The 13966-nt window shown below is 71.1% G+C and carries 12 protein-coding genes; 3 read left to right on the top strand and 9 right to left on the bottom strand.

Going from position 1 to position 13966, the window contains the following annotated elements:
- Positions 1-12 precede the first annotated feature (12 nt).
- From mraY to ON30_RS09460, 9 genes are all read right to left on the bottom strand, one after another.
- Positions 13-1089 (bottom strand): phospho-N-acetylmuramoyl-pentapeptide-transferase, encoded by a 1077-nt coding sequence (gene mraY, locus ON30_RS09500; protein WP_040705877.1) that lies wholly within the window; start codon positions 1087-1089, stop codon positions 13-15.
- Positions 1086-2612: a UDP-N-acetylmuramoyl-tripeptide--D-alanyl-D-alanine ligase gene (locus tag ON30_RS09495; RefSeq protein WP_040705876.1), complete on the bottom strand. Its 1527-nt coding sequence runs from the start codon at positions 2610-2612 to the stop codon at positions 1086-1088. Before ON30_RS09495 ends, mraY begins: the two co-directional genes overlap by 4 nt.
- Entirely contained in the window at positions 2609-4291 is a 1683-nt protein-coding gene (locus tag ON30_RS09490) for a UDP-N-acetylmuramoyl-L-alanyl-D-glutamate--2,6-diaminopimelate ligase (RefSeq protein ID WP_083911267.1), read from the bottom strand. Before ON30_RS09490 ends, ON30_RS09495 begins: the two co-directional genes overlap by 4 nt.
- A 109-nt stretch (positions 4292-4400) precedes the next feature.
- Entirely contained in the window at positions 4401-6290 is a 1890-nt protein-coding gene (locus tag ON30_RS09485) for a peptidoglycan D,D-transpeptidase FtsI family protein (protein ID WP_040705874.1), read from the bottom strand.
- Positions 6287-7153 carry a cell division protein FtsL gene (gene ftsL, locus ON30_RS37255; protein ID WP_051029124.1) on the bottom strand — a complete coding sequence of 289 codons (867 nt, stop codon included), beginning with the start codon at positions 7151-7153 and terminating at the stop codon, positions 6287-6289. The genes ON30_RS09485 and ftsL overlap by 4 nt, the downstream gene beginning before the upstream one ends.
- 55 nt (positions 7154-7208) lie before the next feature.
- Positions 7209-8210, bottom strand: a complete 1002-nt coding sequence (gene rsmH / locus ON30_RS09475; protein ID WP_051029130.1) for a 16S rRNA (cytosine(1402)-N(4))-methyltransferase RsmH — start codon at positions 8208-8210, stop codon at positions 7209-7211.
- Positions 8211-8453: 243 nt separating this feature from the next.
- Positions 8454-8885 (bottom strand): division/cell wall cluster transcriptional repressor MraZ, encoded by a 432-nt coding sequence (mraZ, locus tag ON30_RS09470; RefSeq protein ID WP_040705872.1) that lies wholly within the window; start codon positions 8883-8885, stop codon positions 8454-8456.
- 560 nt (positions 8886-9445) lie between these two features.
- Positions 9446-9868 carry an SCO2097 family morphological protein gene (locus ON30_RS09465; protein ID WP_040705870.1) on the bottom strand — a complete coding sequence of 141 codons (423 nt, stop codon included), beginning with the start codon at positions 9866-9868 and terminating at the stop codon, positions 9446-9448.
- Between the two features lie 125 nt (positions 9869-9993).
- On the bottom strand, positions 9994-10434 hold the full coding sequence (locus ON30_RS09460; protein WP_051029129.1) for an SAV_6107 family HEPN domain-containing protein: 441 nt from the start codon (positions 10432-10434) through the stop codon (positions 9994-9996).
- Between the two features lie 147 nt (positions 10435-10581).
- On the opposite strand from ON30_RS09460, the gene ON30_RS09455 reads away from it, so the two are divergent.
- The 3 genes from ON30_RS09455 to ON30_RS40940 are packed head-to-tail and all read left to right on the top strand — an operon-like array spanning position 10582 to position 13863.
- The gene (locus ON30_RS09455; protein ID WP_040705868.1) at positions 10582-11193 is read left to right on the top strand and encodes a GNAT family N-acetyltransferase; all 612 of its coding nucleotides are present in this window, start codon (positions 10582-10584) and stop codon (positions 11191-11193) included.
- Positions 11194-11200: 7 nt separating this feature from the next.
- Positions 11201-12772, top strand: coding sequence for a phytoene desaturase family protein (locus ON30_RS09450; protein ID WP_040705866.1), 1572 nt, complete (start codon positions 11201-11203; stop codon positions 12770-12772).
- Positions 12769-13863 (top strand): carotenoid biosynthesis protein, encoded by a 1095-nt coding sequence (locus tag ON30_RS40940; protein WP_051029123.1) that lies wholly within the window; start codon positions 12769-12771, stop codon positions 13861-13863. The genes ON30_RS09450 and ON30_RS40940 overlap by 4 nt, the downstream gene beginning before the upstream one ends.
- Positions 13864-13966: the final 103 nt, after the last annotated feature.

Genomic DNA, 13966 nt, shown 5'->3' with positions numbered 1-13966 from the left:
CCATCGCTTGTGTCACCCGACCGCGGAGAGATATTCGCTGTAGAACAGACCGAGCCCGACCGCGGAGGCCATCGCCGCCAGCAGCCAGAACCTGATGATGACCGTCGTCTCCGCCCACTTGCTGAGCTCGAAGTGATGGTGGAACGGGGCCATCTTGAACAACCGGTTGCGCGTGGTCCGGTAGACCGCGACTTGCAGGATCACCGACAGCGCCTCGGCGACGAACAGCGCCGCCAGCACCACCATGAGCAGTTCGGTGCGGGTGGTGATCGCCATCCCCGCGAGCAGACCGCCCAGCGCGAGCGAACCGGTGTCGCCCATGAAGATCTTGGCGGGCGCGGCGTTCCACCACAGGAAGCCGATACACGCGGCCGCGCCCGCGGCCGCCACCAGGGCGAGGTCCAGCGGATCGCGCACGTTGTAGCAACCGGCCTCGGGTTTGGTGGCGCACGCGTGGTAGTACTGCCAGAACGTGATGATGACGTAGCCGCCCATGACCAGACTCATCGAGCCCGCGGCCAGACCGTCCAGACCGTCGGTGAGATTCACCGCGTTCGAGGTGCCGACCACGATCAGACTCACGAACAGCAGGAAGAAGATCACGCCCATCGACACCGTGGTGATGTCGCGGACGTAGGAGATGTGCTTGCTGGCCGGGGTCAGGCCGTAGTCGTTGCGGAATTGCAGCGCCAGCACGCCGAAGACCACCGCCGCCGTCAACTGGCCGATGTACTTGCCCGCCGCGGTGAGGCCGAGATTGCGGCCCTTGCGGATCTTGATGAAATCGTCGACGAAGCCGACCGCGCCGAGCGCGGTGGTCAGGCCGAGCACCAGCAGACCCGAGGCGGTCGGCCCTTCGGCGTCGTAGCCGATGCCGATCAGGTGCGACCCGAGGTAGCCGGCCCACAGGCCGATCAGGATCGCGACGCCGCCCATCGTCGGCGTGCCGCGCTTGGCCTGATGACTGGCCGGGCCGTCGACGCGGATCTCCTGGCCGAACCCCTGCTTGGCGAAGAATTTGATCAGCAGCGGTGTCAGCAGGATGGACACCGCCAGAGCGATGGCCGCCGCGAATAGGATCTGTCTCACTGCGCTGCCTCCGTGCCGTTCCCGCGATCGTCCGCACGGTTGCCCGTCAGATGTTCGGCGACCTCCCACAGGCCGACCGACTTGGACGCCTTGACCAGCACCACGTCACCCGCCTCGACTTCCGCGTCGAGCAGGGCGATGGCCGCGCCGATATCCGGGACGAGGAGGGATTCCTCGCCCCACGAGCCTTCCATCACCGCGCCCTGGTGCATCGCCCGGGACGGCCGATCGGTGCCGACCACCACCAGGCGGTCGACGTCCAGGCGCACGGCGAGCCTGCCGATGCGGTCGTGTTCGATCACCGATTCCTCGCCCAGTTCGGCCATCTCGCCGAGCACCGCCCAACTGCGCCGCGGTGTCTCGCCCGCCTTGGACATGGTGACCAGCGCCTTGAGCGCGGCGCGCACCGAATCGGGGTTGGCGTTGTAGGAGTCGTTGACCACGGTGACGCCGTCCCCCGTGGTGCGCACGTCCATGCGCCGCGCCGACGCGGCGCGCGCGCCGGAGAGCGCCTCGGCGATCGTCGTGAGATCCGCGCCGCAGGCACGGGCGACCGCGGCCGCCGACAGCGCGTTGCCGACCTGGTGTTCCCCGTGCACGGCCAAGCGGATCTCGACGCTGCCCTCGGGGGTGTGCAGGGTGAATCGGGCGCGGGCCTCGTCGTCCAGGCGCACGTCGGTGGCCCGGATCCGCGCCCCCGCCGCCTGACCCACGGTGACCACGTTCGCCTTCGTGCGCGTGGCCATCGCGGCGACCTGCTGATCGTCGGCGTTGAGCACCGCGACACCGTCGACGGGCAGCGCCTCGACCAACTCGCCCTTGGTCTGGGCGATCGCCTCACGGCTGCCGAATTCACCCAGGTGCGCGGTGCCGACGTTGAGCACCACGCCGATGGCGGGCGGCGCGACCGCGGCCAGCGCGGCGATGTGCCCGGGGCCGCGCGCGGACAGTTCCAGCACCAGGAAGCGGGTGGACTCGTCGGCGCGCAGCGCCGTCCACGGATGCCCCAGTTCGTTGTTGAACGAGCCGGGCGGGGCGATGACCGACCCGAGCGGGGCCAGCACCGCCGCCAGCAGATCCTTGGTGGAGGTCTTGCCGGAGGACCCGGTGACGCCCACGACCGTCAACCCGTGCGTGTCACCGACCGAACGCGCCGAGAGCCTGCGCACGCTCTCGCGCGCCAACGCCGCGAGCGCGGCCAGCACGGCCGCGCCGGACCCGTCGGAATCCCCGGCCAGCGCCACCGAACTCGCGGGCACCGTTCCGGGTTCCGGGGTGACCACGACGGCGGGCACGCCCACCGGGCGCGCGGCCAGCACCGCCGCCGCTCCCGCGGCGACGGCCGCGGCGGCGAAATCGTGCCCGTCCGAGCGCTCGCCCGGCAATGCGAGAAACAGACCACCGGGACCGATTCGCCGCGAATCGAATTCGACCGAACCGGTCACCCGCGCCTCCGGGTCGGAGACGTCGTGCAGCGTGCCGCCCACGACGTCCGCGATCTCCCGCAGTGTCATCTCGATCATGAAATCGTCAAGTCCTCCGCGTCCGTACCGTGCGGACTTCGCGAGTGGATAGTGTGCGCTGTCCCCGCCACCCGCCGGACCGCGGCGGCGAGCACCTCGCGGTCGTCGAAGGGCTGTTTGACGCCGTCGATCTCCTGGCCCGTCTCGTGGCCCTTGCCCGCGACCAGCACCACGTCACCGGGACGCGCCCACTCGACCGCCGCCGCGACGGCCGCCGCGCGATCGCCGATCTCGCGCACCTCGGCGCGCTCGGCCTCGGGCACCTCGAGCGCGCCCGCGCGCAGCGCGGCGCGGATGACGGCCGGGTCCTCGGTGCGGGGATTGTCGTCGGTGATGATCAGCAGGTCGGCGCCGCGCGCGCCCGCCGCGCCCATGAGCGGGCGCTTACCCGCGTCGCGGTCCCCGCCCGCGCCGACGACCACCGCGAGCCGACCCGGCGCGGCCGGATTCTCGGCACGCAGGTGCGCGCGCAGCGTGGCGACCACCGATTCCACGGCGGCCGGTTTGTGCGCGTAGTCGACCACGGCGAGGAAATCCTGCCCCAGATCGATGCGCTGCATCCGGCCGGGGACGTCCACCTCGGCCAGTGCGGGCGCGGCCACGGCCGCCTCGACACCCGCCGCCGCGCACACCGCGACCGCGAGCAGACCGTTGGCGACGTTGTAGCGACCGGGCAACCGCAACCGCACCGGCACCTCGCCGTCTGGGCCGTCGGCGGTGAACCGCTGCTCACCGCCGTGCGCGTCGACCGCGCCGGCCACTTTCCAGGTCGCGGGCGGGGCGGTGGGGGACGTCGCAGGCGCGGCGGTGGTGGACACCGTGACCGGACCCGCCAGATCCGCCGCCAACCGCGCACCCCACTCGTCGTCCACGCAGACGACCGCGGTCCGCGCCGCCACCGGTGAGGACGGGTCGAACAGCCTGCGCTTGGCGCCGAAGTAGTCGTCGAGATCGCGGTGGAAATCCAGGTGGTCCTGGGACAGATTGGTGAACGCGCCCACGGCGAACCGGACGCCGTCCACGCGGCCCAGGGCCAGCGCGTGGCTGGACACCTCCATCACCACCGCCCGCACCCCCTGTTCGACCATCAACGCGAACATCGCGTGCAACTGCGGGGCCTCGGGGGTGGTCAGCGCGCTGGGCACCCGCGACCCGCCGATACGGGTCTCGATGGTGCCGATCAGCGCGGTGGACAGACCCGCCGCGGCCAGACCGGCCTCCACCAGGTACGAGGTGGTGGTCTTGCCCGAGGTGCCGGTGATGCCGATGACGCGCAGCGCGCGGGAGGGATTGCCGTACAGGGCGGCCGAGAGTTCGCCGAGCACCTCGCGGGGCCGCTCGCGCACCAGCACCGGCACGCCGAGATCACCGATCGACTCCGCGCCCTGCGCGTCGGTGAAGACCGCGACCGCGCCGCGCGCCACCGCGTCGGCGGCGAAGCGCGCGCCGTGCGCCTTGGCGCCCGGTAGTCCGGCGAACAGATCACCCGGTAGAACCGCGTGCGACCGCTGCTCGATACCGGTCACCGCCACGCGCGCGGGGTCGAACCCCGAAGCCTGTACGGGCTGCGCGCCGGTCAGTTCCAGCACGGTGGTCAGCGGCGTCGACGGCGGGCCGGCAGGCCGCAGCGCGTGCGGACTGGACTGCGCGGGCACCTTGCTCCTCTCCGATCGGGACATAGATATAAGGAAACGCTTCGTGCGACGACGAGTCAGGTTACCGACGTGGATGCACCGGCGGTGCACGCGCCTCGGTGTTGCGGGATCGACGCGACGCCGTGCGCGTCGCTCACATGCCTGCCCGCAGGACGAACTGCCGCGCCGGACCGGGCGAAGGCGGGATGCGATCGCGCTGCAACGCCCAGGACGCGATGCTGTGGAACAGCGGCGCGGCGGACTGGCCGCCGCTGCCGTCGGAGCTGCGCACGGGGTTGTCGAGCATCAAACCGACCACGTAGCGCGGGTTGTCGGCCGGCGCGATACCGGCGAAGGTGATCCAGTAGCTGGAACTGGAGTAGCACTTGCATTTCGGATCGATCTTCTGTGCCGTACCGGTCTTCCCGGCGATCTGATATCCCTCGACCGCGGCGGGCCACCCGGTGCCGGTCTGCGCCGAATCCATCCGGTCACGCTGCACGACGGCCTGGAACATCGTCTCCAGAGTGTCGGCGGTGCTGGGACTGACCACCCGCACGGCCTCGGGTTGTGGTTCTTCCGTGCGGGTCCCGTCCTTGGCGACCGTGGCGCGCACCACCCGCGGCGGAATCCGCAGACCGTCGTTGGCGATGGCCTGGTACATGCTCGTCATCTGCAAGGTCGACATCGAAAGACCCTGCCCGATGGGCAGGTTGGCGAAGGTGCCGCCGGACCACTGGTCGCGCGCGGGCACCAACCCGGCCGTCTCGCCCGGCAGGCCGACGCCCGTGCGCTGCCCGAGTCCGAAGCGCTGCAACATGTCCGCGTAACGGTCCTCACCGACCCGCTGGGCCAGCATCAGCGTGCCGACGTTGGAGGACTTCCCGAAGATCCCCGTCGTCGTGTACGGCTCGACGTCGTGCTCCCAGGCGTCGCCGACGGTGACGCCCGCCATCTTGATCGACCCGGGCACCTGGTGGATCTCGTCGGGCTGGGTCAGGCCGTACTCGATGGCCGCGGCGGCGGTCACGATCTTGTTCACCGAACCGGGCTCGAACGGGTCGCTGACCGAGGGGTTGTTGGTCTTGAGCGTGCCCCAGTTCTGCGGCCCCAGCGCCGGATCGAAGGTGCTGTCGTTGGCCATCGCCAGGACCTGCCCGGTACGCGCGTCGAGCACCACCGCGGACGCGCCCTGCGCGCCGGACAGCTCACGCGCCTGCTGCACCTGCTGCTGCACGTAGTACTGGAGGTAGGAGTCCAGGGTGAGTTCGACCCCGTTGCCGTCGACGGCGGGCTGTTTGTCACGCCAACTGCCCGGGATGACCGCGCCGTCCGAACCCCGGTCGTAGGTGACCGACCCGTCGGTGCCCGCGAGCACCGAGTCCAGCGAGGACTCCAGCCCGATCAGACCGTGGCCGTCCCAGCCGGTCGCGCCGATGATGTTGGCGGCCAACGACCCGCCCGGATATTCGCGCAGCGGTTGCGCCTCGGTGCCGACCTCGCGGAAACGCTCCTTGATCTCGGCCGCGACCCGCGCGTCCACATTGCGCGCCAGGTACACGAACGGCTCGTCGCTGTGCAGCATCCCCAGCAGGTCCGCCTCGCTGGGCGTCGGCCTGCCGAGTTTCTCGTGCACCGTCTTCGCGATCGCCTTCAACCGCTCCTCGGGATCGGGAGCCTTCTGGGAGTCCGCGCGCGCCTGCTCGAGTTCCTCGCGGACCCGAACCGGTTGGAAGGTCAGCGCCTTGGCGATGGTGGTGAACGCCATCGCCTCGCCGTTGCGGTCGGTGATCGGGCCGCGGATCGCCATCTCCGGTTCGCGCGTGGTGCGCTGGCTGGCCGCCTGGGCCGACAGGTCCGGCGCCGAGATCGACTGGATCCACAGCAGTTGCAGCGCGACCACCGCCAACGCCACCAACATGACGATGCGGCCCACCCCGAGCCGCAGACGCACCGGACGATCCGAGGCCGCCGTGCGCGCCCGCGGCGGCCCAGCAGGCCGCGAACCGCGCCGCGGAGGCGGCGCGGACCGCGACCGGGTCATCGGCCGTCCGTCCCGGGCAGTGGGTTCGCCGGGCTGAGGCCCGCGTCCTGCGGGAGCGAATCCTGGTCCTGGCCGTCGGTATTCGAGGTGCGGCCGGGTGCGGCCACGTCCGACGACGTTTCCGGCGACACCGCTGCTTCCGGCGACACCGCTGCTCCCGGTGGCACCGCGCCCGGGACGGTCCCCGTCGCGGGCGGGACCGGCACCCCGGGGATCGGAGCGGCGGGCGTCGCGGTGTGCGCCTGCGCGCCGTTGACGTACTCGGTGTTCGACGGGGCCTGCGCGGTCGGCTGGCGCACCGAACTGACCGGCACCACCCGCTCCCCCTGCGCCTGGGCGTGACCGGGCGCGTTGGGCGGCGGCTTCGGCGTGCCGTTCAGCGGCGGGGCGGGCGGACCCTGCGCGGGCGTCGGCTCGCCGATCACCGTGACGGCACCGTCCGGCGCGACGATCAACCGCGCCGGATCCTTGGCCGGGATCATGCCCAGTTCGCGGGCGCGCGCGGCCAGTTCCGGCGCGGAGTCGGCGGCCGCGACCTGCCGCTGCAGGGCGGCCCGCTCCTCGGAGAGCTTGCTGTTGAGGGCGCGCGCGTCACCGAGTTGGTAGCTGTCCTCGGCCGCGCGGGTGGTCAGGAACAGCGTCGAGGCCAGCCCGCAGCCCAGCAGCGCGATGATGGCCGCCACGAACGGAATACGCCCCGCCATCACCGAACGACTCGGCAGGGCGGGCAGATCCGGCCGATCGGCGCGATTGCGCCGCTTGGCGTACGCGCGCGCGGCGGCGCCGGATTTCACCCGTTCGGCGGCCTGGACCCGCCGGGCGACCCGACCCGGCGCGGGCACGGCGCGTGTGCGAGTACTCATGCTGTCCCCTCCTCTACTCCGCGGGACCGCCCGCTGCTCGACCACCGCGTGCCGCTCACGCCACCGCCTGGATACGTTCGGCGGCGCGCATCCGCACCGGGGTCGCGCGCGGGTTCTCGTCGATTTCCTGCTCGGTCGCCTTCTCCGCGCCGCGCGTCAACATCCGGAACTCCGGCCCCATGCCGGGCAGTTCGACCGGCAGGTCCACCGGCGTCCTGGAGACGATGCGCGGTGCGAACTCCTGCTTGACCACGCGATCCTCCAAGGACTGGTAGGACATGACCACGATGCGCCCGCCCACCCGCAGCGAATCCAGTGCGGCGGGCAGCGCGGCGCGCAACGAGTCGAGTTCGGCGTTCACCTCGACCCGCAACGCCTGGAAGGTGCGCTTGGCCGGATGACCGCCGGTGCGACGGGCCGCGGCGGGGATGGTGGCGTAGAGCAGTTCCACCAGTTCGGCACTGGTGGTGAACGGGCGCTGCTGCCGCCGCCGCACGATCTCCGAGGCGATCTTGCCCGCGAACCGCTCCTCGCCGTAGGTCTTGAGCACCCGCGCCAGATCACCGTGGCTGTAGGTGTTGAGGACGTCGGCGGCGGTGCGCCCCGTGGTCGGGTCCATCCGCATGTCCAACGGCGCGTCGACGGAATACGCGAAACCCCGGTCGGCCTCGTCCAACTGCATGGAGGAGACCCCGAGGTCCATCAGGACGGCGCTGACCGAGCCGGCCGCGTCCAACCCCGCCTTCGCCAACGCCTGGGCGATCCCGTCATAGCGGGTGTGCACCAAGGTGATCCGGTCCGCGAAAGGACGCAGCCGTTCACCGGCCAGTTCGAGGGCGGCGGTGTCGCGGTCGAGTCCGACCAACCGCGACTGCGGGTAGGTGGTGAGGAAATGTTCGGCGTGCCCGCCCAATCCGAGGGTGGCGTCGACGTAGACGGCGCCCGGTTCGGTCAGCGCGGGCCCGAGTAGCTCATCGGCTCGCCGCAGGAGCACCGGCACATGACGGGGGCCGGGCTGTGCACGGTTCACCTCGACCTCCCGGATCCTGCCTCGCATCGTCGCCTGCACGGATTGCCCCGCTCCACAGCGCATTCGGTGCCCGATGCGCGTCGACCACGGACCTCGGTCCCGAGCTGCCATGGTCCTGAGCTGCCGCGTTTCTGAACTGCCGTGTTCTCGGAGCTGCCCCCGAGAAGACGAATGCCGCGGGGTCTCTGACCGAATTCGACACCTGGCGTCGGGGAAGTACGTCAGGGTTCGCCTCCGGGCAGAGGCCGCGTGGCACTCGTTCCGTCGGGGCTAGAAGATTCCGCCCAGCGACTCGTCTCTCGCTTCCGCGTAATCCTCCTCGTGCTCGGCGAGGTAGGAATCCCACGCCTGCTTGTCCCATATCTCGAGGAAGTCGACCGAACCGATCACCACGCAATCCCGATCCAGGTTCGCGTAGCGGCGATGTTCGGCGGACAACACGATCCGGCCCTGCCCGTCCAGACGTTGTTCATCCGTACCGGCGGCGAGTGCCCGGACGAACGCGCGTGCCCGCGGATTGCTCCGGGACGCGGCCGCCGCTCGCCGGGCGAGTGCGGTGAACTCTTCTCTGGGGTAGACGGCAAGGCTGTGGTCCTGACCCTTCGTGACCATCAACCCTCCCGCCAGATCGTCTCGAAATTTCGCGGGCAACGTGAGCCGCCCTTTGTCGTCCAGCCGTGGTGTGTAGGTACCGAGAAACATCCCGATACCTCCTGTGGATCAGGACCCCGCCGGTGCGGGGAGAACGATCACCTCGGATGTACGACTCTCCAGTAGTGCGCGCTCCACATTACCCCACTTTCCCCCACTTTCAATCGAAACAACAGGTGATCTCCCTCCCCGCCCCGGAGATTCCGCAGGTCATCCCAGCTATCACACAGTGGAGAACTTTTTCGGTGTTCCGCCGACACGCCTGGCGGGCCGGGACGCGGCCCCGGAAACACCCAGCAAACCCCCGGGAGGCCGGGATTCGGGCCACCCTTGACGTGTCCAGTGACGCAGGGCCTCGCTACGCACGGCTTTTGTCACGCGGGCGGTTTGCCGAGCGCGCTCCGGCGTGTCGCGGCGGAGTTCGCGGAGGGCGCGGCATCGGCCGGATCACGTGGTCGACAGGGACCGGTGGGGCACGGTGGGGTATCGCCGTGGGGCGGAGTGGGGAGTGCCGGAAACAGGCAGCCCGCACAGGAGAAGACGACGCCGCACCTCACAGGTGCGGCGTCGCCCGATCTGTCGCTGTGTGCCGGCGCGGGGTGCGCGTCCGGTTACTCCTGCTCGAATCGTCTACGGAAGCGGTCTTCCATGCGTTCGGAGAAGCCGCCGGACTTGCGCTGACGGCCGGAACCGCCCGCGCCGCCGCCCGAACCGCCCGAAGGCGAATCGGTGGTGCGTCCGCCCTTGCCCACGCCCTTGGAGCTGCCGAGCAACAGCAGCACGCCGGCGCCGAACATGACGATGAAGCCGATCAGGCTGATGATCGGGAAGCCGCCGGGCTTCACCGGAGCGGCGATGCCGGCGACCAGTAGCAGCAGGCCGAGGACGAAAAGGGCCGCGGCCTGGAGTCTGCGGCGACTCGAGGTCGAGCGCAGGCGTCCGACGCGGACGGACGAGGCGAACTTCGGATCCTCAGCATAGAGCGCGCTCTCGATCTGTTCGAGCATGCGCTGCTCGTGCTCGGAGAGTGGCACGGTACCTCCCCCGGCACTAGGACGTGGCTGTCGCCTCCGGGTAGGCGACAGATAGCCGACCTTGGCGGCTATCTGTCACCAATGATACGAGTTCGATGAAGGCGGTACCACCTACTCGCTCATAACTAAGCGGTCATGCCGTTCGACAGGCCCCGCGGCGGTCGCAGACGAGACGCCGTGTCGAGCAGATCCTCCACGTCGTGCAGGAATGCCCCCACCCGCGAGCAGAACTCGTCGGCGGTGCGTTCGTCCACCTCGCGATCGAATCCGGCCTCCAGCGCGGCGCGCAGTTCCGAGCGCGCGCTGAAGTAGTCGGCCCACATCACGAACTCGGGCATGGCGCGTTGCAACAGCACCCACGCGTTGCGCGAGCGGGCGCGCGGAGCGGCGTCGGCGCCGGTGAACGCGAGCACCGCGCCCGCGCCGCGCAGCGCCGCCAGGTAGGCGGTACGGAACCGTTCGCGCGGATCGGACTCCCCCGCCGCCTGCATGAGCAGGCCGTCGGCCTTCTTCAACAGACCTCCCGCTCGACCGGGCTGTCCGGACTGTTCGATCCGACCAGGCATGAGCCGTCCCTCCATGTCGTACACCCCGGGCTCCGCGGGCGGTCGGACCCACCGCGCGGACCGAACAGGTATTCGAACGTTTGAATTGAGCTTCAATATAGGGACACCCACCGACAACTTTCCGCGTCCGCGCGGCCGACGAGAGCCATGACAGCCGTCACGCCGAATCACACTCCCGCCCCCGTCGTCGTCGACCTGTCGATCACCGACATGCGATACCGGTTGCACGACGCCCTCTCGGTCTACGTCGCGGCCATGGACTATCCCCGCGGCACCGAGAACCATCGCGCGCCCATGTGGAACGAGCACACCACCCGCGCGGGCTGGCAGGCCGTCGCGGCGCTGCTGCCCGACGACCGCGGTCACGTCGACGCGCGCACCGCGCCGCTGGTCGCGATCGCCTACGGCTATCGCGGCGCGCCGCACCAGTGGTGGCATCAGCAGGTGCACACCGGGATGCGCCGCTCCGGCTGGCCGGAGCAGTCCGCCCGCGCCCTGCTCGCCGACTACTTCGAGTTGACCGAACTGCACGTGCACCCCGCCGCGCAGGGCCGCGGCATCGGGGAGATCCTGCTGCGGCGTCTGCTGCGCGGCCGCGAGGAAGGCGCGGTGCTGCTGTCGACCCCCGAGGTCGCCGCCGAGGACAACCGCGCCTGGCGGCTGTACCGGCGCGAGGGTTTCGGCGACGTGGTGCGCCAGTTCGTCTTCGCGGGCGACACCCGTCCCTTCGCGATCCTGGGACGACGATTACCGCTGTGAGGGTCCTGTGACGGTTCTGATTGTCGGCTCGGGGCACAACGCCCTGGTCGCGGCCTGTTATCTCGCGCGCGCCGGCGAGCGGGTGCGGGTGCTCGAGCGGGACGAGGTGCTCGGCGGAGCGGTGTCGACGGTCGAGCGCTTCCCCGGCCACCTGGTCGACCGCGGATCCTCCGCGCACATCATGATCCGCCACACCGGCATCGTCGAGGACCTCGAACTCGACCGGTTCGGCCTGCGCTACATCGACTGCGATCCGTGGGGATTCACTCCCGCCCACCCGGTCACCGGCGCGCCGCCGATCGTGTTCCACCGTGATCTCGACCGGACCTGCGATTCGATCGCGGGCGCGTGCGGCGAACGCGACGCCCTCGCCTACCGCCGTTTCGTGACGGTCTGGTCCGAGCGCAGCGCGCGGGTGATGCGCGCCTTCGGGTCCGGTCCGACTCCCGGTCACCTGCTGCGGTCGTTCTGGGGATTGGACGCCTCGGCGGGCGGTAGCGCGCTGTCGCGGGAATTCCTCCAGACCGGTGACGCGCTGCTGGACGCCACCTTCGACGACGAGCGCCTCAAGGCTTCGCTGGCCTGGTTCGGCGCGCAGTCCGGTCCGCCGATGTCGGAACCCGGCACCGCGCCGATGGTCGGTTTCGCCGCGCTCATGCACACCCTGCCGCCGGGGCGGGCCGTCGGCGGCAGCGGCGCGCTGACCCGGGCGTTGGTCGCGCGCCTGCGGGCCGACGGCGGCGAGGTCACCGCGGGCGACGCGGCGGTGGAGATCGCCCGAGCGCGCGGCGGGTGGCGGGTGCGCACCGCGGGCGGACAGGAACTGCGGGCCCGCTCGGTGATCGCGGGGACGCACGTGCTGACCACCTTGGATCTGCTGCGGGTGGGCGGATTCGACGCGGACGTGCTCGACGACTGGCGGCGGCGCATCCGTGTGGGGCCCGGTATCGGCATGGCCGTTCGACTCGCCACCGGCGAACTGCCGCGCTACCCGGGCGCGGCCGATCGTGAGTCGGCGCGCGGCTTGCAGTTCCTCGTCTCCGACCGCGCGCAGTTGCGGCGCGCGCACGGCGCGGCGCTGGCCGGCGACCTGCCGCCGCGTCCGGTGGTGCTGGCGATGAGCTTCAGCGCCGTCGACCCGAGTGTCGCCCCACCCGGACAGCACCAACTCTCGCTGTGGGCGCAGTGGCATCCCTACCGACTCACCGACGGCTCGGACTGGGCGGGGCACGCCGAACGCGAGGCCGACCGGATCGTCGCCGAGGTCGACGCGCACGCGCCGGGTTTCGCCGACTCGGTGCTGGCCCGCCATGTGCAGACCCCGGTGGACCTGGAACGCGAACTCGGCCTGCGCGGCGGCAACATCATGCACGTGGAGATGTCACTGGACCAGATGATGATGTGGCGGCCGCTCCCGGAACTGTCCGGGCAGCGGGTGCCGGGCGCGCCCGGCCTGTACCTGACGGGCGCCTCCACCCACCCCGGCGGCGGGGTGTCGGGCGCGAGCGGACGCAACGCCGCCCGCGCGGTGCTGCGCGACCTGCGGCGCGGGCGATTCCCGCTGCCGGGCCGCCGATGATCCGCGCGCTGCGGGCCCATCCCGTGCCCGCCCTGTGCGCCGCGCTGTGGATCGCCGCGCAGATCGGCTACCCGCTCACCGAAGGCGCGGCGCGCGACCGACTCACGGTGACGGTGGTGCTGCTCTCGGCGGCGACCGCGCTCACCCACGCCGCCGTCACCCGCGGACCGCTGTTCGCGGCGGGTTTCCTGGCGGCGGTGGCGGGGCCGGGTCTGCTGGCCGAAGTGCTGGGCACCGCGACCGGATATCCCTTCGGCTGCTACGCCTACGCCACCGACCGCATCGGCCCCGCCCTGGCCGATGTCCCCCTGCTGGTGCCGCTGGCGTGGGCGGGTGGCCTGTACCCGGTGTGGATCGTGGCGGGTGCGCTCTTCGGCCGCGGACTGCCGCGGATCGCGGCCACCGCGATCGGCGGGGTCGGCTGGGATCTGTTCCTCGACCCGCAGATGGTCGCCGACGGGCAGTGGAGTTGGTGCGTCACCGACGCGGGATTGCCGGGAGTGGAGGTCATCCCGGTGACCAACTACCTGGGGTGGTTCGCCGTGGGACTGGTGATGGCCGCACTGCTCGAGGTGCTGGACCGGTCGACCCCGGCCGCCGAACACCGAATCGCCGGAATCGGAACCACCGACGCCGAATCCACCGCAGGCCGCGGGCGGGCAGCCGCCGACCCCGACCGTCTACCGACCGACGCCATCGGCCGCGCTGACGCGACCACCAACTGCCGCGAAACCAGCGGTGAGCCCGCCGCAACCGGAACCACGGGCGATGGTCGATCCATGGGTCGCCCCGTAACGAGCGCCCAGCCCGCCGGTCGGCCCGTGCGAATCGGCGGACCCACGGCCGGACATGTGACCGAAGCCGTGCGGATGGTGCCGGATGTCGAGAGTTCTGGCCTCTACAGCGCGGCGAACGCCGTGCCGATCGTCGTCTACCTGTGGACGTGGTTGGGCTCGACCCTGGCGCACGCGGTGTTCCTCGGCCTGCCCGCCTCGGCGGTGTACGGGGCGTTCGGGATGGCGGTGGTGGGGGTTCCGCTGCTGGTGGGGCTGGGGCGGCAGGTGCGATCGGCGGGCTCGCGGGCGGGGTGAGTCGACTCGCCGGGAGTCGCGCCGCGCCGTGCCGCGTGCGGATGCGCCCGGCGCGTGGCATTCTCGCCCACCGGCCTGGCACGATGTGAGCCGTGCGATCACG

The organism is Nocardia takedensis NBRC 100417 (assembly GCF_000308695.1).
Classification (GTDB): domain Bacteria; phylum Actinomycetota; class Actinomycetes; order Mycobacteriales; family Mycobacteriaceae; genus Nocardia; species Nocardia takedensis.
The sequence above is the reverse complement of the archived record's forward strand: the minus strand, read 5'-3'. Positions and strand labels throughout refer to the sequence as shown.